Origin of the sequence: Hymenobacter siberiensis (genome assembly GCF_018967865.2) — a bacterium.
GTDB lineage: Bacteria > Bacteroidota > Bacteroidia > Cytophagales > Hymenobacteraceae > Hymenobacter > Hymenobacter siberiensis.
The window spans coordinates 2,404,631-2,423,042 of the sequence record NZ_JAHLZY020000001.1 but is presented as its reverse complement, the minus strand read 5'-3'; the positions used below and the strand labels follow the sequence as shown (position 1 = coordinate 2,423,042).

Here is an 18,412-nt window from a genome sequence, read left to right as displayed (position 1 = left end):
ACCGGGCGGTTACAAGCAGAACGGCTCTACCGCGTGGTGGAGCCGTTCTTTGCATTATGGGCGCAGCATTGGCCTGCGCGAACTCCGAAAAACCGACTAAATCCGCGATTCATGTTTACTGGAATTATTGAAGCCCTGGGGACCATTACCGCCGTTGAAGACCAGGGCAGCAACCGCCATTTTACCGTGGCCTCGCCCTTTGCGGCGGAATTGAAAATCGACCAAAGCGTGGCTCATGACGGCGTGTGTCTCACCGTGGTAGCCGTGGACGCGGCGGCCGGTACCCACGTTGTCACGGCCATCGATGAAACCATGCGCGTGACCAACCTGAGCCAGTGGCAGCCCGGCCGCCACGTAAACCTGGAGCGCTGCCTGGCCGCCAACGGCCGCTTCGACGGCCACATCGTGCAGGGCCACGTCGATGCCACGGCTACTTGCCTGAGCGTGACCGACCAGGACGGCTCCTGGCTGTTCCGGTTTGGGCACGAAGCCGGTCCCGGCCGCCTAACCGTCGAGAAAGGGTCCATTTGCGTGAACGGCACCAGCCTCACCTGCTTCGAGAGCATCGATGCGGGCTTCACGGTGGCCATCATTCCCTATACCTACGAGCACACCAGCTTTCAGCAGTTGAAGGCTGGCGAAACGGTGAACCTGGAGTTCGACATCGTGGGTAAGTACGTGGCGAAGCTGCTAGGCCGGTAGGCGGGGGCAGGGCCTGAGGGTGTTGTCATTCCGCCGAAGGAGGAATCCAGGTGTACTCTTTAACGTACAGTTCTCAGGTTTCTCCTTTGGCTGAATGACAAGCTGCTGGTTTATTTGGGAGGGCAGCTGATTAGCTGGTCAACGGTCGGGCCGGTTGGGGCTGTGACTTCTGCCCCGGTGAAAAAAGATTTGGCTCGGTGCTGGGCCAGCCCATCTAATTGAATGTCATTAGGCCGTGAGCCGGTGCCGAACAGCAGACCGCCCCAGTGCATGTGCAGGTAGTTGGCCGTCAGGGTCAGCGAGTCTTCGAGGGGCTGGGCTTCGGCGCGTTCGCCGCTGCTCACGGTGATGGCCCACAGGGTCTTGCCCTTCATGCGCTCGCGAAAATTGATGCTTGGGGTGCGCAGCCAGGCACTCCAGTGGTCGAGGTACAGCTTGGCGGGCGCGGGCAGGCTGTACCAGTAGAGCGGGGCCACCAGCACCAGGTCGGTGGCATGGAGCGTGGCTTCGAGCAGCAGCTGTGCATTGCCGGTAGGCGGCTCGAATGAGCCACTGTGGCGCAGGTCCAAGAAGTCAGACAGGGGAAAATCGAGCAGGTGCCGCCATTGCTGCTCGGTGCCCGGGGGCAGCGGGTGCGCGGCGCAGTAGGCCAGCTGCTCGCTGTTGCCCAGCCGGCGGGTGCTGCACAGCAGGAAAAGAAAGCGCCGTTTTGAGTGGCTCATAGTAGAGGTAAGCTACGCCTGGGCGGGCCACCAGCGCAGCATCCAGCGCCGGTAGGCCACGGCCGCCAGCCAGCCCATCAGCGCCCCTACGGCAGCTCCGCCCAGCACGTCGGTGGGGTAGTGAGCGCCAAGATACATGCGGCTGTAGGATAACAAGGCAAACCAGCCAAAAACCACGATTTTGAGCCCGCGAAAACGCCTCGGCGGCAGCACCACAGCCAGGAAAACCGCCAGCGCCATGGAATTGGCGGCGTGCGAGGAAAGGAAGCCGAATTGCCCGCCGCAGCCATCGGGCAGGTGCAGCAGGTGGGCCAGGGAGGCATCGTGGCAGGGGCGGGGCCGCCCGAAATACGGCTTGAACAGCCGGCTGGTGATGCTGTCGGCCAGGCCCACGGCGGCAATTACGAGTGGTAGCAGCAGGGCCGCCCGCCACCGGAAATGATACATCAGCCAGCCAATGAGCACGGCGTACACCGGGAACCAAACCAGGCGGTTGGAGGCAAAAGCCATCACTGCATCCAGCACGGGGTGGTGGGCGTGGTTGATGGCCAGTAGCAGCTGCCGGTCAAGGTATTGGATGGCTTCAAGCATCGGCCAGCCAGTCTACGCCCTTGCGGAGCCAGGCCAGGGTGCTAGCCTCGGGGGTGCCGGGGGCGGGCAGCGCGGGGTTGTAGGCCCAGCCGGTGCGCGGAGGCAGGCTCATGAGTATGGACTCGGTGCGGCCGCCGGTTTCGAGGCCGAAGCGCGTGCCCCGGTCGAAAGCCAGGTTGAATTCGGCATAGCGGGCGCGGCGCTGGCTTTGCCAGGCTTCTTCGCGCTCGGTGAAGGGCAGGGCGTGGTTTTCGGCCATGAGCTGGGTATAGAAGGGACCGAAAAGCTCGGCCACATCGCGCATAAAGGCGAATAATTCCTCAACGGTGCCGTCCTGGCCTATGGTCAGCCGGTCGTAGAAAATGCCGCCCACGCCGCGCGTTTCCTGGCGGTGCGGGAGGTAGAAATAGTCGTCGGCCCAGCGCGTGAACTTGGGGTAGTAAGCCGGGTTGTGGCGGTCGCACACGGCTTTCAGCTGCGCGTGGAAGCGGCGGGCCTGGGCTTCATCCACATAAATCGGGGTCAAGTCGATGCCGCCGCCAAACCAGGCTTCGCCGTTGCCGGCCTCAAAATACCGCACATTCATGTGGATGATGGGGATGCGCGGGCTGCGCGGGTGCAGCACCACGCTCACGCCAGTGGCGTAGAAATGCGGGTCGGGCATGTGCAGCTGCCGGGCGGCGGCCTCGCTCATCTCGCCCCACACGGCCGAAAACCCCACGCCGCCTTTTTCAAGGATAGCGCCGTGCTCCAGCACTTTGGAGCGGCCGCCGCCGCCGCCCTCGCGCTGCCAGGCATCGGTGAGAAAAGTGGCGGGGCCGCCGTCGGCGGTTTCGAGCTGCTGGCAGAGGCGAAGCTGGAAATCAGCCAGCCAGGCTTCAATTTCGGGGCGGATGGTGGGAGAGGGCATTGTGTGAGTTGGCAGTTAGGAGTTGGGAGTTAAGAGTTATGAATTAAAAGGTATTAGTGAGCAGTTCGTAATTATCAACTCATAACTTTTAACTCCTAACTCTTAACTCACAACTGCCCAAAGATACGGACGAGGGCGCGGGGCGTACTTTTGCAGTCTCACTCCGCCCTGCTCCCAATGTCCGATTTTGCTGCTCCCGCCGCTTCCGATACCACTGACTTTGCCAACCCCCGCGTAGCCGCTGCGGCTGCGGCCGCCGCCGAGGCTTTCACTGCGCCCGCCACCGCCGTGCCCGCGCACGATGCCAACTTACTGCGCCGTACCTACCGCCTGATGCACACGGCCGCCGAAATGGCCACGCTCTTCGAAGAAGAAAAGGCCACCGCCTCGCGTTATGTGCATGCCACCGCCCGTGGCCACGAGGCCGTGCAGCTGGCCGCCGCCTTCCTGCTCACCGGCAACGATTACGCCGCCCCCTACTACCGCGACGACGCCCTGCTGCTGGGCCTGGGGCTGCGCCCGTATGAGCTTATGCTCCAGCTATTGGCCAAGGCCGATGACCCGTTCAGCGGCGGGCGCACGTATTATTCGCACCCCTCGCTGCGGCGGGCGGGCATCCCGGTTATTCCCCACCAAAGCTCGGCCACGGGCATGCAGGCCATACCGGCTACGGGCATGGCCCACGCCATCAGCTACTTCGAGAAGCAGGGGTTGGCGATTGTGTCGTTGAATAAATCGGCGGGCTGGCTGGCCGAGAAACCGCTGGTGCTGTGTTCCATCGGCGACGGGGCCATGACGGAGGGCGAAGTGGCGGAGGCCCTGCAAATGGCCATTCTGCACCAGCTGCCCATCGTGTACCTGGTGCAGGATAACGACTGGGGCATCTCGGCCACCGGCCGGGAGATGCGCGCCATGAATGCCTACGAGTTTGCCGCCGGCTTCCCGGGCCTGCGCCGGATGCAGGTGGACGGGGCCGATTTTGAGTCGTCGCACACCGGGCTGGCCGAGGCGTTTGCCCACGTCCGCGCCCGGCGCGGGCCGGTGCTGGTGCATGCTAAGTGCCCGCTGCTGGGCCACCACACCAGCGGCGTGCGCCGCGAGTGGTACCGCAATGATTTGAGCACCCACCAGGAGCAGGACCCGCTGCCGCGCCTGCACCAGCGCCTGCTGGCGCTCGGGGTTTCAGAGGAGGAATTGGACGGACTGCGGGCTGAAGCCCGCACTACGGTGCGCGCCGACTGGGCCGCAGCCCTGGCCGCGCCCAACCCCGACCCCGCCACTTTCGCCGACCACGAGTTTGCCCCGCCCGCCGTGACCGAGGAGGCCGGCGAGCGCAGCCCCGCCGGGGCCGAAAAAGCCCTGATGGTGGATGCCGCCCTGCACGCGGTGGACGACATCCTGCAGGAATTCCCCGAAGCGCTGTTCTACGGGCAAGACGTGGGTGGCGAGCTGGGCGGCGTGTTCCGCGAGGCCGCGCTGCTGGCCAAGAAATACGGCGAAGCCCGGGTCTTCAACACGCCCATTCAGGAAGCCTACATTGTGGGCAGCACGGCGGGCATGGCGGCCGTGGGTGCCCGGCCCATCGTCGAAATTCAGTTTGCCGACTATATCTGGCCCGCCCTGAACCAATTGGTGGAGGAGCTCAGCAAATCCTGCTACCTCACCATGGGCAAGTTTCCGATTCCGGCCCTTATCCGCCTGCCCATTGGGGCATATGGCGGAGGTGGGCCGTACCATTCGGGCTCCATCGAAAGCACGCTGCTTACCATTCGAGGCATTAAAGTGGTGTACCCCAGCAATGCGGCCGACATGAAGGGCCTCATGCGCGCTGCCTTTCTCGACCCCAACCCGGTTATCATGCTGGAGCATAAGGGCCTGTACTGGAGCAAGGTGCCCGGCACCGAGGAAGCCAAAACCGTGGAGCCGGCCGCTGGCTACGTCATTCCGCTGGGCGTGGCCGCCATCGCGCAGGCCGCCGATGCCGAGCAGCTCGCCCGGGGCAACACGGCCCTGGTCGTGACCTACGGCATGGGCGTGCACTGGGCCAAAGCCGCCAGCCGCGACTTCCCCGGCCAAATCGAAATCCTCGACCTGCGTACCCTCAACCCGCTTGACTTTGATGCCGTGACGGCCGCCACCCGCCGCCATGGCAAGGTGCTCGTCCTCACCGAAGAACCGCTCATGAACAGCTTTGCCGAAAGCCTGGCCGGGCGTATTCAGCGCCACTGCTTCACGGCGCTGGATGCGCCGGTGTTCACCCTCGGCGCGGCCAACCTGCCGGCCATTGCCCTCAACGTGGAGCTGGAGAAGCAAATGCTGCCGAGCGCGGCCAAAGTAGCGGTGGCGCTGGGCGAATTGCTGGGGTATTAAGTGGATTAGTGGAGTGGTCAATTTGTAACCAGCGATTCGCCCAACCCACGGCCAGCGGGGCCAGCGGCTAGCCGTGGAGTGTTCAATCTACAAGCAACAGTTTGTCTACTCCACCAATCCGCCACTCCTCTAGAACGGGTAACCGATGCCCAGATTGAAGGAAACGGGGTTGGCGCTGGTGTCGAAGTTGCGCAGTGCCCATTTATCGGCGGTGGTAGGTGCCGTGGGGTCGTAGATTTTGGTGGCGATGTCGAGGCGCAAAATCAGGAACGTGAAATCGAAGCGCAGGCCAAAGCCCGAACCCACGGCAATCTGGCGGTAGAAATTGTTGATTTGAAACTGTGCGCCGGGGCGGAGGTAGTCGCCGGTACTGGGGTCTTTTCTTTCCTGCAGGCCCCACACGTTGCCAAAATCAGTGAACAGCGCCCCTTTGAAGAAGCCGTATATCGGGAAGCGGTATTCGGCGCTGCCTTCCAGCAGCAGCTCGCCGGGCTGCTCGGTGAGGTAGTCGCGCACCAGCTGGCCGTTGCTGGGGCGCAGGGGCGTGTAGCCGCCCGGCCCCAGGCGGCGCGGCTGCCAGGCCCGCAGGCTGGTAGAGCCCCCGGCAAAAAACGACTTATCGTAGGGCACAATGTACTGCGGGTCGTTTTCGGGGGTAGTAGGGTCGTTGGTGCGGTTCAGGGCGTGCACGGCCCCGCCGTTGAGGCGCCACACGAAGTATGTTTGGGGCGTGAGGCGGTAGTAGCGCCGGTAATCGACACTAATGCGGGCAAAGTCATACACGTTCAGACGCGTGCTCTCGAAAAGGGCTTTCTGATAGAGCCCACGCGTGAGGCCTCCGACTTCGGCAAACAGCCGCAGGTAGTAAGCATTGCGGGTTTCGTTGAAATCGTTGGAGTTATAGAGCGACGTGAAGCTGAAGCTCGGCTCGACCTGCTTGCTGAACGACCGGTAGAGCGAGGACCCCTCCGTGAGCTGAAGCGCTTTGAGACGCGCCTCGAAGGCCGGGCTGGTATAGGGCGTATTAACCAGGGTGATAACCACCGGCGAAAACACGTATTGATGGAACGGCGAGCGCTGCCAGATATAGTCCCAGGCAAACTCGAAGTTGGACCGGATGTATTCCGGGCGCTTTACGTAGGTTTCGGAGAGCGAGAAACGGGTTTTGGGATTGTAGCGGGTGAGGAAATAGTTGGTGCGGAAGGGCACCAGAAACTGCGGCAGTACCAGCGCCGCCGTGGCCCCCAGCTGGGTCGTGTACACGTTGTCCGTGGTGTTGCCCGTGGTGTCGCTAATGCTGGCCACGCGGGTGAGCTGGCCCTCGAAGCCGGCCCGCACGCCAAATTCCAGCACCTCGGCCCCCCCGAAGGGATTGCGGATTTTCAGGCGATAATTCAAAAATGGCCCCGGCAGGTAGGCCACGTAGGTAGCGCCCACTTCCACGGTCTGCGAGAATTTGGGCGCGGGCGAGGCGTTGATGACGGCTACTAGCTCGCCGGTGCTGGGGGTGCGGCTGGTGCTGTCGGTGGTGGGTGGGTCGGGCAGCTTGCGGTAGTTCACGGTATTGAACCGGAACATATCCAGGTCGGCCAGCAGGCGCTGGGTTTGCAGGGTGTTGGCCAGGCTGTAGTGCTGCTCGGGGCGCACCCTCACCTTGTTGGCCAGCAGGTCGGTACTGAATTTCTGCTGATAGGCGGCAAAGCGAATCGAGTCCGTGACCACGGTATCCATCCGCACGCCCAGGCTGGGGCGGGCGCGCAGCGCGCCGGGCGTGCCAGCGCGGCGCAGGGTGTCGCCGGTGGCGCTGCGCAGGGTGCGGCCCACGCCGGCATCGGTGATGAAGCGCACCTGGCGCAGCGTGTACAGCCGGTGGCCCTGGTCCGGCCCGGGGTTGGCGATGAAGGTGCGCAGCCGCACCGTGAATTTCTCGTAGCTGGTATCGGCTTCGAGGGTGATGTACTGCTGGCGGAAATCAAAGTAGCCCGCGTTTTTCAGCAGGGTTTCGAGGCGGGTGCGCTCCTGGCCGATGAGGGCCTCGTTGTACCGGTCGTTTTCGTGCAGCAGCGTGGCCGACTGGCCCTGGCGCACCATGGCCGCCACGCCCGAGTCGGGAATGCTGGGGGCCTGAAGGCGATACAGAAAAGGCTGGTTTTCGGTGATGTTATAGGTCACCGTTACGCGGCGGTATTGCTTGGCAGCATCGAGCGAATCGGACTTGCCGGAAAAAACCGACCCCACCGCATTCAGCGCCCGAAACAAGATGCTGCGCTGGAAGCGGGCCGTGTCGGTGGCCGACACCCGCGCCCGGAAAAAGCCCTGCGAGCGCAGGTAGGTGGTCATCTGCTCTACCGAGCGGCTGGTAAGGGCCGAGTCGTAGATAACGGGCGGCTCGCCCAGGCGCATGATGGCGTTGCCCTTGTCGAGCACCAGCTGCTTGCGCTTGATTTTGCGCTCGCGCTGGGCCAGCAGCTTGCCCAGCTGGGCCGAGTCGGTGCCGGCGGCCTGCATCTTGGCCGCGTAAGTCGTTTCAATTGCGCGCAGCTTGCTTTTGATGCGCGCCGAATCATAAAAGCCAAAGCCTAGGTGGTAGATGTCCAGCTTGGGCGGAATTCGGGTGTTGGGCTTTTGCTGGGCCAGCGCGGTCAGCCGTTCTTTGTCGGCCTGCTCTACGCCCTTGATTTCGACGCGGCTGAGCAGGCGCTGGTTGGGCCGCAACAGCCCAAACGGTGAGCACGCCGCCAGCCCCAGCAGCATGAGTAGCGGTCCGAGCCGGTGCGCAGGCCGTAGTTTTGGCAAACAAGTAACGAGTAATGGTTTCAAAAGCACTTGGCAAATACGTGCAGTCGCTGCACCAGAAGAAGTACCGGCACCGCCACGGGGCGTTCCTGGTGGAAGGGGGCAAAAGTGTGTTAGAGCTGCTAAGTTCCGACCTGGAAGTCGAACACGTACTGGCCACGGCCGAATTTATCGACCAAAACCGTGCCCACCTGCCCGCCCGGCTGCTGCTCAGCCCCGCCACCGAAACCGAGCTCACCCAGCTTGGCACGCTGGCCACCAACACCACCGCCCTGGCCGTGGTGCGCCTGCCCGCCCAAACCCCGCTGCCCCTAACGCTGCCCGAAACCGGTTTGTTGCTTGCCCTCGACGAAGTGCGCGACCCCGGCAATCTCGGCACCCTGCTGCGGCTGGCCGACTGGTACGGCCTGCCCGGCGTGGTGCTCAGCCCCGGCTGCGCCGATGCCTACGCCCCCAAAACCGTGGCCGCCAGCATGGGCGCCTTCGCCCGGGTGCGCGTCTGGGAGCGCGACCTCACCGAGTGGCTGCCCACGCTGGCCCCCGCCGTGGGCATCTTCGGAGCCGATTTGGCGGGCGACAACGTGCACCGCCTCACCCTGCGCCCCGCCGGCGTGCTCGTGATGGGCTCTGAATCGCACGGCCTTACGCCGGGCGTTGGGGCGGCCCTCACGCGCCGGCTGCATATTCCGCGCGGGGCCGGCGGGCAGGCCGAAAGCCTGAACGTGGCCATTTCAGCGGCTATTCTGCTGGATAATTTCTTTCGGAATCAGTAGCAGCCTTCTTGCGCGAGGTTGAATATATTTAGGAAGTTAGTTAAACCTGCTGGAACGTCAAGCTGAGCTTGTCGGAGCATCTCTAGCGCTTCATTGACGGTTCGTATGAAGCGCTAGAGATGCTCCGACAAGCTCAGCTTGACGTTCTATTGATTTCTTAAAGAGCTTCGTTGGAAAAATATTTATATTAGACTTGTTGCGAGCTATTAATCAAAGATTTAAGCTGAAATTCCACAAGCCCGCACACACTCCCAGCACATCATTGTACAGGTTCAAATTATGCAAACGTAATCGGTCTTCCAAAATTCGATAACGTTTCAATCCGCCAATGCTATGCTCTACGGTAATTCGTTCACTTGCTTGTTTTGTATTTATTTCTCGTTGTTCATCGGTGAGTTCTTTCCCTTTCGGCTTTTTGATAGGAATAAAAACTTTCCGGCAAACGTAGTCTTTCGCGAAGCCCAAAAACCCCAGGTCCAACCGCACCTTGAACTTTTTAAACCACTCTTTATCAACTGGCAAAATGCTTTTTAGTACACTATAGTCGTGGTGTCTTCCGCCGTAACAACGGGTGCAACCCAAATTGTCGCTATGCCTGCCTGAGTGAGTTGCAGGGTTCAATGCGTTGTCGTACCAAGTGCCACCGATTACTCATCGCGCAAACGCGCAGGGTCAAGACCCGCTGTGCGCCGTTGTTGCTCCAGCGTTGCCCCGCCCGCTTTAAGCGCCGTTGCATCACCGTGCGGTGAGCGGATTCGATGGCCCCCGAGCCAATCAACAACCCGCGTTCGCGGTACGATTTATAATCCATCCGGTCGCGGTTTGATTGCAGGTACGCACCGACGGAATGGCGCAAGGCAGGGGCTATTTTCAACTGCTGGAGGTTTGCCAATACTTCGTATAACTTACTGTCTGATAGTAATTTGCGTTGTATATCAAACCAGTACGCAGCCGCTTGTCCGGTCCCAAGACCCGCCTTTCCGGCTTGGCCAATGTGTTCCATGGCGTGGTAGAGGTCCAAAATCAGCGTTGCCTGCGGACACGTTTTTTCCATCAGCTGACGCAGCCACAGCGCCCCGTCGCTGATAAAAACCAGGTCGCGCCCCCGGCCGTTGTAGGGGGCGAGTTGCGTCGCTAATTTGACCCCAAACGCCGCCGCATTCCCTAGATGGCCCACAAAAACGGATGAGGCAATGTGCCCGCCCCGCTCCTCTACGGCGCTCGTTTGCAGGGCTGTAGCCGCAAAAATACGGCCCAGTTTCACTTCTTTGTAGCCTTCGTCAGTCAGCAGCATGGCCCCGTCCGCCTGCGCGTAGACGACCCCCACGGCGGCGGCATCGGCGGCGGCATCGGCGGCGGCATCGGCGGCGGCATCGGCGGCGGCATCGGCGGCGGCATCGGCGGCGGCATCGGCGGCGGCCAGGTCTATATCGTCGGCGATGGCCCCGCCGTAAAAGTGCGTCAGGCGGTCAATTTGGCTGGCCCCCACGGATAGGCCCAGCAACATTTCGACCAACGCGGCGGCCTGTTGATAGACCTCGAATTGCCCCAAAAAAACCAGTTTCTCCTGTAGGTAGGGGCTGATACCAAACCCGTTCGGATGATGGCTAAATGCCTGATTGTTCGCTATGTGAATCTGACCAAAGCGGGTCGTCATCTTTTTTTACGGCGGTCAGCCGGCACAACGCCGACGTTGCGCTCCAACACTTGACGGCCCAAATCCATCCAGATGGCTTCAAAGGATTTCTCGTAACCGTAAAACGTTGGCTGGGTCGCAAGCGCCTGCAAATCGTCGTATTTTTGCTCGGCCAATGCCAGATATTCAGCCTTGCTCATGGCGGTGGTAGGTGCTGTTGTCATGACACAAGTTAATCCGAATTTAGCGACAATTTGGGTTGCACCCGTAACAACGGCTGATAAAACCAATCCAGCGAATGGTCGTTGAAATAACTATCTCTTTTACGGCGTGCATTTTTTTTTACCGCTATAGTAGTCTTTTTGCATCTCTTTATTTCCTGGTCGTTGCTTGCGTTGCTCCGTTCCATCGACCAATAACGTCTCGTGTTCCTGAAAATAGGCTTCAAATTCGGCCACTGTCGTAAATTCCCGCTTTGGCGCATGCCCGGTTTGCTCCAGCGCTTCTTGGAGCACCGTAATGCCTAATTCCTGGTTGCGTTTCGCGTTGGAACCGTCCATCCCACTGACCAATCCCAACAAATCATACGTCAAGTTTGCTTTGAAGCTGAATAGGGTGAAAAGCAGTAATTCTTCTTCTGTTTTAAGGGCTACTTCATACGGCGCAAAAGCCCTACGTTCAATCATATCTGTTCCATTCAACCGAAAATACGCCTGCTTAAAATGCGCCAAAAGCTGCGCAAAACGCTCCGCCGTGAGTCCCGTGGCAGCACGCCATTTACGCGAAGTAGTGAGGTTTTTTACGGAAAAGTTCATGTTCTAAATTTAAGTACAGTTTGTCGAAAATTCCGCACTTCACTCACTTCACTCACTTCGCAACAAGTCTATTAGGATGATTAGCTGATAGCTTATGAAGCTGTTTAGAAAGTCACAAAAGGTACTCAAACGGTGATGCAGCGCGCAGCGCAGCATCTTGCTCGCATCGTCAGGCCCGTTCAACGATGCGAACGGTCATGCAGCGCGCAGCGCAGCATGACCGTTCGGAGACTTTCTAAACAGCTTCTATGGCTGTGATGCGCGTTGCTTTAGTTGAGGCCGAAGATGCGTATACCGAAGCTGAGCACCTGAGTGTCGGGTCCAGCGCCCGCCTTAAACAGGCCATTCATGTTATACTTCCCAAAGAACTCTAGCCCCCGATAGCCGATGGTGCCTTGCAGGCCATACTGGAAATTTTCCAGGTTGTAGTTGTCGTGGTTTTTGTCTTTGTAAGTCGTGCCCTCGGTGGTATACTTGAGTTTGGTCCAAGACGAGAGCCGATAGCCTACGAAGCCCCCCGCACCTAGGGTGAAGGTCGGTTTGTAGTGCGCGTCGCGCAGCTGGAGGTTAATCATGAGTGGTACATTGATGCTGGATGTAGCCAACTTGGTTTTCTCAAACTGGCGGCCGCTGATTTCGCGCACGACGTCGGTACGGCCATTGGTAATCACCCACTTGTCATTGCCATTCAGCATGTAGTTGTTGAAGGAAAACTCCGGGCCGATAGAGAAAAGCATCGGGCTACGCTTGCCAAAAAGACGGGCATAGGTGATGAGTCCAATGCTGACGTAGCGCGAGCCCCCGGGGCGTAGGTCAACGGTTTCAGGCTTGCCTTCGGCTGTGAAATATTGCTTTTGGTTGACAAGGGAATTCAGGCCCAAATCAAACACCAAGCTGGTGCTGATGCTCTTCCGTTCAAGCTCCTTTAGGCGGGTCGAGTCGCGCTTGGCCTGCCGCTGCTCCTGGGTTTTGGTATTGGCCGTATTGTAGGACTTTACGCCCTTTTCGTCGGTAGTGACGGTCAGGCCGAAGGCCTTGTTCAGCACAACGTCCACTTTGCTGGAGTTCTCTGTTTTCTTATGGGTGGTGATGCGTACCTGCTCGGGGAGATTTTTGCCGGGCTGGTCTTTGTCGGGGTAAAATTCCATGGTCACCTGGTCGGTCGAGGCGGTTTTGGCCGCCGTTTCGGCCCGCGTGATGTAGGTGGCCAGCTGCGAGGTAAGGGAGTCGAGATGGTAGTTCTTGAGTTGGCGCAACTGGGCTGCGTCGCGTACCGTCAGGGTGAGGGTAGCGCGGTTGGGCAGCCGTACCACTATGGTGTCTTTCACCGTGGCAGGGATGCGCAGGCCCGTGGCGCGGGCCACGTTCAACCTGCCCACTAGCATCAGCATCAGCAGAAAAAAGGGGAGAAAAGCGCGTTGCATGATTTCTAAACAGAAAAGGGTGAATTATAATTGAATGGATTTGCTGACGCTATGGCCGGCAAAGGTGGCCCGGAGCGTCACGTTTTCGGGTAGGCCGGTTACTTCGGCCAGGCTCACCCGCTCGCCCCGCACCAGGCGGCCGGCCTGCTGCAGCAGGCGGCCACCCAGGCGGCGTTGTTCTTCGGGGCCCTCCACTGCCGCCAGGGCCGAGGAAACGAAGCGCGCGGGCCGACTGGTGGGGGCTGCGCCATTGCGTACATCCACCGTTATGAGCTCGGTGGCGTGGGCCAGGGCAGGATTCTGAATGGCGCGGATGATATCCGGTGCCGGTTGAGGAGTGGCGGTGGCCACCGTGGGGGCAGTAGGGGCCGGGGTGAGATGCTGCTCGTCAGCAGCGGTGGGCCGGGCCGGCGCGTGGGCCACGAGCGGGAGCGAGGCGGCAGCAGCGTCCGGCTGCCGATGGCTTCCCAGCAGGTGGCGCGGCGACTGCTCGGCGGCGGTCATCCTGGCCTTTGGTGCGGTAGATGCCAGGGCATCGGGGCGGGTTGCCTGCAAAAAATGTTTTTTTTCAGCTACCGCTGCCGAAGTGCCTGGCATGCGCGGGGCGGCAGCGTCGGGAGCCGCTTTATCAGAAGCTGAAGCAACTGCCGGTTGCTGCTTATCGGCGGCTATGCTATTGTTATCTGGGCCGGTGGTACCGTCAGGCGTAGCAGATTGAGGCGAGCCACTGCGGGCTTTACGGTCGGCGTCAGCGTTGGGGTGCTGTGCCGGGTTCGAAGCAACGGTGGTTTGTTGAATATTGCCAGTCGGAAAGCCCAGCCACAGGCCCGCGCCGCCCACCAGTAGAAATAGCACTACGGCCGCGGCCAGCGTCATGGGCCACCACGCGGCGGCGCGGCGCTTGTGTGGGTGCAGGTGCTCGTCTTCGAGGCGTTCCCAGAGCTCGCGGCCGGGCGGGGTGGCGTGGGCGTGTAACCGGTTTTGGAAAAGCTGGTCGAGGCGGTTGGCTTCGGGCTCCGGCTGGGCGTCGGGCGCGGTGGGGCCGGCTTGCAGGCGGGTCCACAGGTCGTGGCCGGGCGGCGTTTCGTGGCCGTCCAGTTTGTCGCGGAATAAATCGTCAATATTTTCGGGTAGCATAAGGCTAGTTGGTCGTTATAGTAGAAAACTGAACGCGCCGCTGGAGCATGGCGCGGGCCTTGCTCAGCTGCGATTTGCTGGTGCCTTCGCTGATGCCCAGCAGCTCGGCAATTTCCTGGTGGCCGTAGCCTTCCAGGGCGTAGAGGTTGAAGACGGTGCGGTAGCCGGTGGGCAACGTGGCCAGCAGGTTCATCAGGTCTTCGGCCTGGAGCTGAGTATCGGCGGTGGCGGCGGTGGTGGCCAGGTTTTCAGGCTGGGCAAAGTCCTCAAACGACACCGTCATCAACTCGCGCTGGCGCAGCTGCATCAGGGCCTCGTTCACCATGATGCGGCGCACCCAGCCCTCGAAGCTGCCTTCGAAGCGGTAGTTGGGCAGGGCCCGGAACATTTTGGCAAAACCCAGTATCAGGGCTTCTTCGGCATCTTCGCGGCGCTTGAGGTAGCGGCGGCACACGGTGAGCATCAGCCCGGCCAGCTGGTCGTAGAGCTGGCGCTGGGCCCGGTGCTCGCCCTGCACACAAGCAGCGATGAGGTCGGCTTCGGTCGTCACGGTAAGGGTGGGCACGGGAGCAGAAAGGATGGTGAGTTAGGGCGGCAGATGCGGAAAGTGCGGGAAAGGTTGCCTGGAGGAGGAAGTTTTTTGCCGCACCCCGTTTGTTTGATTCGAATCAGTAGTTTCGCAAGCGCTAATCAATACTATTGTGCAAAAACTGCTACCATTCCTTGTGTTCTCGCTGGCTGTCTCACGACTGGCGGCGTAGCAGGCCCCCATTCAGCCCGCTATCTATCGAGACTACACCGTTACCCTGGGCATTTTGGGAAACCCCAAAGTGCTGGGCGTGCAGGCGGAAGGTCGTTTTGGGTAGCATTTTGGCGGGCGGCTGGTGGCCACGCAGGTGTTTGATTCGCACCGGCAAAACGAATTTAGTGCCGGAGGCCTCGGTTTGCTCACCTATTATATTCCCCTGAAAAACCCGCGCCTGGAACCAGTCGTCGCAATCGGTAGCGCTTATTCGCTCTACCATTGGGACCTTGGCTACAACAAAGGCACCCTGACGGACTTCAACGTGGGCGGCGGCATGGGCCTGAACCTGCGCTTCAGCAATGACTTTCGGGCAGGTATCAACGTGTTGTTTACCAACGGATTCGTAGCTGATTATCAAGCCGATGATATGCGCGTCGTGCGTCGGAAGCTGCTCGTGATGCCCGCCCTTACGTTTGATATTCTGCTGTAGGCCCGTTTAGGGCAGCTCGTTTAGCGGGCGGCCTTGCTGCCGTCCCAGGCGCAAATGCTTGGCCTGCCCCACCACTTGCGACCCATAAATACCGTGGTGGCCTGAAAATAAATAAGCCACCACGCAGGCCAGCGCCAGGTACACGCCAGCATGCGCCCCGAATAACTCCAGCCCCATGAGCGTGCAGGCCAGGGGCGTGTTGGCCGCGCCGGCAAACACGCCCACGAAGCCCATGGCCGCCAGCAGCGCCACCGGCAGCGGCAGCACCACGGCCAGCGCGCTGCCCAGCGCCGCGCCAATAAAAAACAGCGGCGTGACCTCGCCCCCCTTGAAGCCGCAGCCGAGCGTGAGGGCCGTGAGCACCAGCTTGAGGGCCCAGTCGGTGGGCGCGAGCGGGTGCTGAAAGGCCTCGACGATAACCGGCACGCCCAGCCCGCCAAAGCGCACCGGTCCCACGGCCCACAGCAGCCCGGCCACCAGCACGCCGCCCACCACCGGCCGCAGCGGCGGGTAGGCAATGCGGCTAAAAACCTTGCTGATTGTGTGCGTGAGCGTGGCAAATGACCTGGCCGCCAGCCCAAACAGCGCGCCCGCCACCAGGGTGCAGCCTAATAGGAGTGGCGTGAGCGGTAGCTCGCCCAGGGTGGGGTAGTGGGTGTGGCCCACGCCCCAGGCCCGCGTCACAAAGTCAGCCATGACAGCCGCCAGGAAGCTGGGTAGCACGGCTTCGTAGCGAATGGAGCCTAGCAGAAAAACTTCAAGCCCGAATACGGCCCCGGCCAGCGGCGTGCCAAACACGGAAGCAAACCCCGCGCTCATGCCCGCGATGAGCAGCAGGCGGCGGTCGCGGGGGCGCAGTCCCAGCCAACGGGTGAGCTGGTCGGCCAGGGCCGCGCCCATCTGCACGGCCGTGCCCTCGCGGCCCGCCGACCCGCCAAACAGATGCGTAGCCAGCGTGCCGCCCAGCACCAGCGGCACCATGCGCAGCGGCAGCCGCTGGCTGGGGCGGTGGATTTCATCCAGAATAAGGTTGTTGCCGCGCACCACGCTATTGCCGAAATAGTGGTAGGCCCCGCCGATGAGTAGACCCGCTACCGGCAGCAGCGCCAAAACCCAGAGATGCGCTTCGCGCCAGCGCGTGGCCCAGTCGAGGGCCACCAGAAACCCCGCCGAGGCGGTGCCGGCCATTGCGCCAATCAGGCCGCAAATCAGCAGCCATCGCAGTAGGAAAAGGAGGGTGGCGGTGGTGCCGAGGGTGCGCAGGCGGGCGAGGGCAAAGCGTGGGGTCACGGGGGCGAACGGTATGATGAGCTATGCGGCGCGGCCCCGGTGGCCGCCCGTTTCGTAGGAATCATCAGCGCGGGGCGCGGGGCTCCGGCGGTTCGCGGTGGCAATCCATCACCGTATTCTGGGGGCAAATATAAACGGCGTTTGTCGGCATTGCATTGGCCTCGGAGTAAACAAAAAAGCAGCGCCAGGACTCGGGCGCTGCTTTTAGATTCTGACCGGTTATCAGCGCTACATTTTCATGCCCTTCATGCCCTTCATGCCCTTCATGCCGCCGTGCTTCATGCCGCCGTGGCCCATGTTCATGCTCATGCGCGGAGCGATGAAGCGCAGGTATACTTCAAAGGAGAGCGGGTTTTTGCCATAGGCATTTAGCAGCGCGGTGTTGTCGGTATTATAGGTATTGAGGGTGCCGGTGAGGCCGAGGTCGAGCCAGCCGGCTTTAGTTTTGGCGATGTATTTGGACGCGCCGAGGGTGAAGGCCGATACCTGCCGGTTCGCGTGCCCGGCTTCGTCGGTGGCGGCCGGCAGCAGCAGCTCGCCATAATTCAGCTGGAGGGTTTCGAGGCGGGTGAACAGATTGAACTGGCGGGCCTGCAGGTTGCTTTCCAGTAGGAAGGAATTGGAATACGTCGTTTCCTCGCCACTGCCGTCGTGCCGGTTCATGCCCCACACGAAGGTGGAGGACAGGATGCTCCCCTTGCCCACATTCGCATTGTGCAGCACCGAGGCCGTGGTGCGGTCCACGTTGTCGTTGGGTTCCAGCTCCTCGGGGCTCTGGAGGTGGGCGGCCGAAACCTGCAGCGCCAGATTATCCGAAGGGTTCACCGAGAGGCGCCCGCTGTAGGAGTCGAAGCGCGGCTTATCGAAGCTATAGCGGTTTTCGTTGGGCTCGCGGCCGGTGAAGAGCGAGCCTTCGAGCTTGGCGTTGCGGTAGCGCACGCCCAGCGTGGCCACGCCGAACTGAATGTGGGTGGCATCCTGCCAGTGGTGGCCCAGCGGGGCCGCCGGCAGGTTGGCCGCCGAGGGCCGGTGCATGAACACGGGCGGCCCAATGGCCGGCTCGCCGGGGTAGCCCAGGTAGGCGGTCAGGTCCACGTCGGTGCTGGCGGCGTAGGTGTAGCCCACGGCCAGGGCGCTCACGAGGTCGTGCGGGTGCTGGTGGTCGTGCAGCTTCTCCCCCTTCCACGACTCGCCGGTCTGGAACAGCAGCGGGTAGCCCGCGCCGCCCACCGTCAGCGCATCGGCCGACACCATGGCCTGGATGCTGAACAGCCCGCGCTGGCCCACCAGGTGGTTGGCCATGCCCATTACGTAGGTGTTAGCGCGGAAATTAGCATCGCCACGTAGCTGGCTATGGTTGAAATTCTGACTGGTGTAGCGTAGGAATGCGGAGTACATCAGCATCACGTCCCAACCCTTCGATTGGTACATCTGCATGTACATGGGCGAGGAATCGGGGTGCCAGCTCGTGCCCGAGCCCTGGCGCGTCATCGGCAGGTTTTTAGAGAACGAGTTGCGCATGTCCATCATCGTGTCGCCGCTGCTGTCGGCGGCCGTGCCCATGTTCATGCTTGGCATTGCAGACATGGCCGGCGCGGGTGGAGTAGTCGGCGTGGCGGTCGGGGCGGGTATGTTCATGCCGGGCATATTCATTTCCGGCATGGCCGGCGCGGCCGACTTGGCCTTTGCCTTGGGTGCGGGCATCGGCGTCGACATATCCATGCCCGGCATGTTGGTGTGCTGAGCAAAGGCCGAAGTGCCCAGCAACAGGCCCAAAGAAGTGAGAAGAAGCGGTTTCATAAATAGAGTGAGTTGGCAGGGTTGACTAATCGTAGGCACTTACGCTGTTTGGGAGCTATACTGCTTGGCAGGCCAACCACCCTGGAGTACGATGTACTACTTAACTATGAGGAATAGGTATTTGCGCGGGCTGCCGGCATTTCGGATAGCCTCAGTTTGACGGTACAAAATTCGGGCGCAATAGCCCCGGCTACGATACGTAATCAGGCCA

15 protein-coding genes, 1 pseudogene and 1 riboswitch are annotated in these 18,412 nt (G+C 61.2%); of the genes and pseudogenes, 4 read left to right on the top strand and 12 right to left on the bottom strand.

Translation table 11 applies throughout. The annotated features are described in order from the left end of the window. Positions 1-111: 111 nt before the first annotated feature. A complete protein-coding gene (locus KQ659_RS10740; RefSeq protein WP_216688796.1) occupies positions 112-702 on the top strand; it encodes a riboflavin synthase in 591 nt (196 codons plus the stop codon). Positions 703-812: 110 nt separating this feature from the next. Here the strand turns inward: KQ659_RS10740 and KQ659_RS10735 are convergent, their stop codons facing one another. From KQ659_RS10735 to hemF, 3 genes are read right to left on the bottom strand one after another with little or no spacing between them, the layout of a single operon-like run. Continuing rightward, a complete protein-coding gene (locus KQ659_RS10735) occupies positions 813-1,424 on the bottom strand; it encodes a flavodoxin family protein (RefSeq protein WP_216688797.1) in 612 nt (203 codons plus the stop codon). Between the two features lie 12 nt (positions 1,425-1,436). After that, positions 1,437-2,015 carry a phosphatase PAP2 family protein gene (locus tag KQ659_RS10730; RefSeq protein WP_216688798.1) on the bottom strand — a complete coding sequence of 193 codons (579 nt, stop codon included), beginning with the start codon at positions 2,013-2,015 and terminating at the stop codon, positions 1,437-1,439. After that, entirely contained in the window at positions 2,008-2,925 is a 918-nt protein-coding gene (gene hemF / locus KQ659_RS10725) for an oxygen-dependent coproporphyrinogen oxidase (RefSeq protein WP_216688799.1), read from the bottom strand. The genes KQ659_RS10730 and hemF overlap by 8 nt, the downstream gene beginning before the upstream one ends. Positions 2,926-3,102: 177 nt before the next feature. On the opposite strand from hemF, the gene KQ659_RS10720 reads away from it, so the two are divergent. Continuing rightward, positions 3,103-5,295: an alpha-ketoacid dehydrogenase subunit alpha/beta gene (locus KQ659_RS10720; protein WP_216688800.1), complete on the top strand. Its 2,193-nt coding sequence runs from the start codon at positions 3,103-3,105 to the stop codon at positions 5,293-5,295. A 129-nt stretch (positions 5,296-5,424) separates the two neighbouring features. Here KQ659_RS10720 and tamL read toward each other — a convergent pair whose 3' ends face one another. Next, positions 5,425-8,049, bottom strand: coding sequence for a translocation and assembly module lipoprotein TamL (gene tamL / locus KQ659_RS10715; protein ID WP_216688801.1), 2,625 nt, complete (start codon positions 8,047-8,049; stop codon positions 5,425-5,427). 56 nt (positions 8,050-8,105) lie between these two features. On the opposite strand from tamL, the gene KQ659_RS10710 reads away from it, so the two are divergent. Beyond that, on the top strand, positions 8,106-8,864 hold the full coding sequence (locus tag KQ659_RS10710) for an RNA methyltransferase (RefSeq protein WP_216688802.1): 759 nt from the start codon (positions 8,106-8,108) through the stop codon (positions 8,862-8,864). Between the two features lie 210 nt (positions 8,865-9,074). Here the strand turns inward: KQ659_RS10710 and KQ659_RS10705 are convergent, their stop codons facing one another. The 6 genes and pseudogenes from KQ659_RS10705 to KQ659_RS10680 all read right to left on the bottom strand — a co-directional run bounded on the left by KQ659_RS10705 (position 9,075) and on the right by KQ659_RS10680 (position 14,441). Then, positions 9,075-9,446 (bottom strand): transposase family protein, encoded by a 372-nt coding sequence (locus tag KQ659_RS10705; protein ID WP_332875083.1) that lies wholly within the window; start codon positions 9,444-9,446, stop codon positions 9,075-9,077. A gap of 7 nt (positions 9,447-9,453) precedes the next feature. Then, positions 9,454-10,724: pseudogene (locus KQ659_RS10700) on the bottom strand (ISLre2-like element ISRsl1 family transposase). 99 nt (positions 10,725-10,823) lie between these two features. Continuing rightward, positions 10,824-11,315 (bottom strand): transposase family protein, encoded by a 492-nt coding sequence (locus KQ659_RS10695; RefSeq protein ID WP_216688804.1) that lies wholly within the window; start codon positions 11,313-11,315, stop codon positions 10,824-10,826. Positions 11,316-11,584: 269 nt separating this feature from the next. Beyond that, positions 11,585-12,739, bottom strand: a complete 1,155-nt coding sequence (locus tag KQ659_RS10690; protein ID WP_216688805.1) for an outer membrane beta-barrel protein — start codon at positions 12,737-12,739, stop codon at positions 11,585-11,587. Between the two features lie 24 nt (positions 12,740-12,763). Next, on the bottom strand, positions 12,764-13,876 hold the full coding sequence (locus tag KQ659_RS10685) for a hypothetical protein (RefSeq protein WP_216688806.1): 1,113 nt from the start codon (positions 13,874-13,876) through the stop codon (positions 12,764-12,766). A gap of 4 nt (positions 13,877-13,880) precedes the next feature. Beyond that, positions 13,881-14,441 (bottom strand): RNA polymerase sigma factor, encoded by a 561-nt coding sequence (locus tag KQ659_RS10680; RefSeq protein WP_216688807.1) that lies wholly within the window; start codon positions 14,439-14,441, stop codon positions 13,881-13,883. A gap of 379 nt (positions 14,442-14,820) precedes the next feature. Between KQ659_RS10680 and KQ659_RS10675 the strand changes: the two genes are divergently transcribed. Then, a complete protein-coding gene (locus tag KQ659_RS10675) occupies positions 14,821-15,111 on the top strand; it encodes a hypothetical protein (protein WP_216688808.1) in 291 nt (96 codons plus the stop codon). 6 nt (positions 15,112-15,117) lie between these two features. Here the strand turns inward: KQ659_RS10675 and KQ659_RS10670 are convergent, their stop codons facing one another. Both KQ659_RS10670 and KQ659_RS10665 read right to left on the bottom strand, forming a co-directional pair. Beyond that, positions 15,118-16,401: a voltage-gated chloride channel family protein gene (locus KQ659_RS10670; RefSeq protein ID WP_226915563.1), complete on the bottom strand. Its 1,284-nt coding sequence runs from the start codon at positions 16,399-16,401 to the stop codon at positions 15,118-15,120. A 48-nt stretch (positions 16,402-16,449) separates the two neighbouring features. Continuing rightward, positions 16,450-16,523, bottom strand: a riboswitch (Fluoride riboswitch). A 106-nt stretch (positions 16,524-16,629) separates the two neighbouring features. Then, complete coding sequence (locus tag KQ659_RS10665; protein ID WP_216688809.1) at positions 16,630-18,201, bottom strand: hypothetical protein; 1,572 nt, start codon at positions 18,199-18,201, stop codon at positions 16,630-16,632. Positions 18,202-18,412 lie beyond the last annotated feature (211 nt).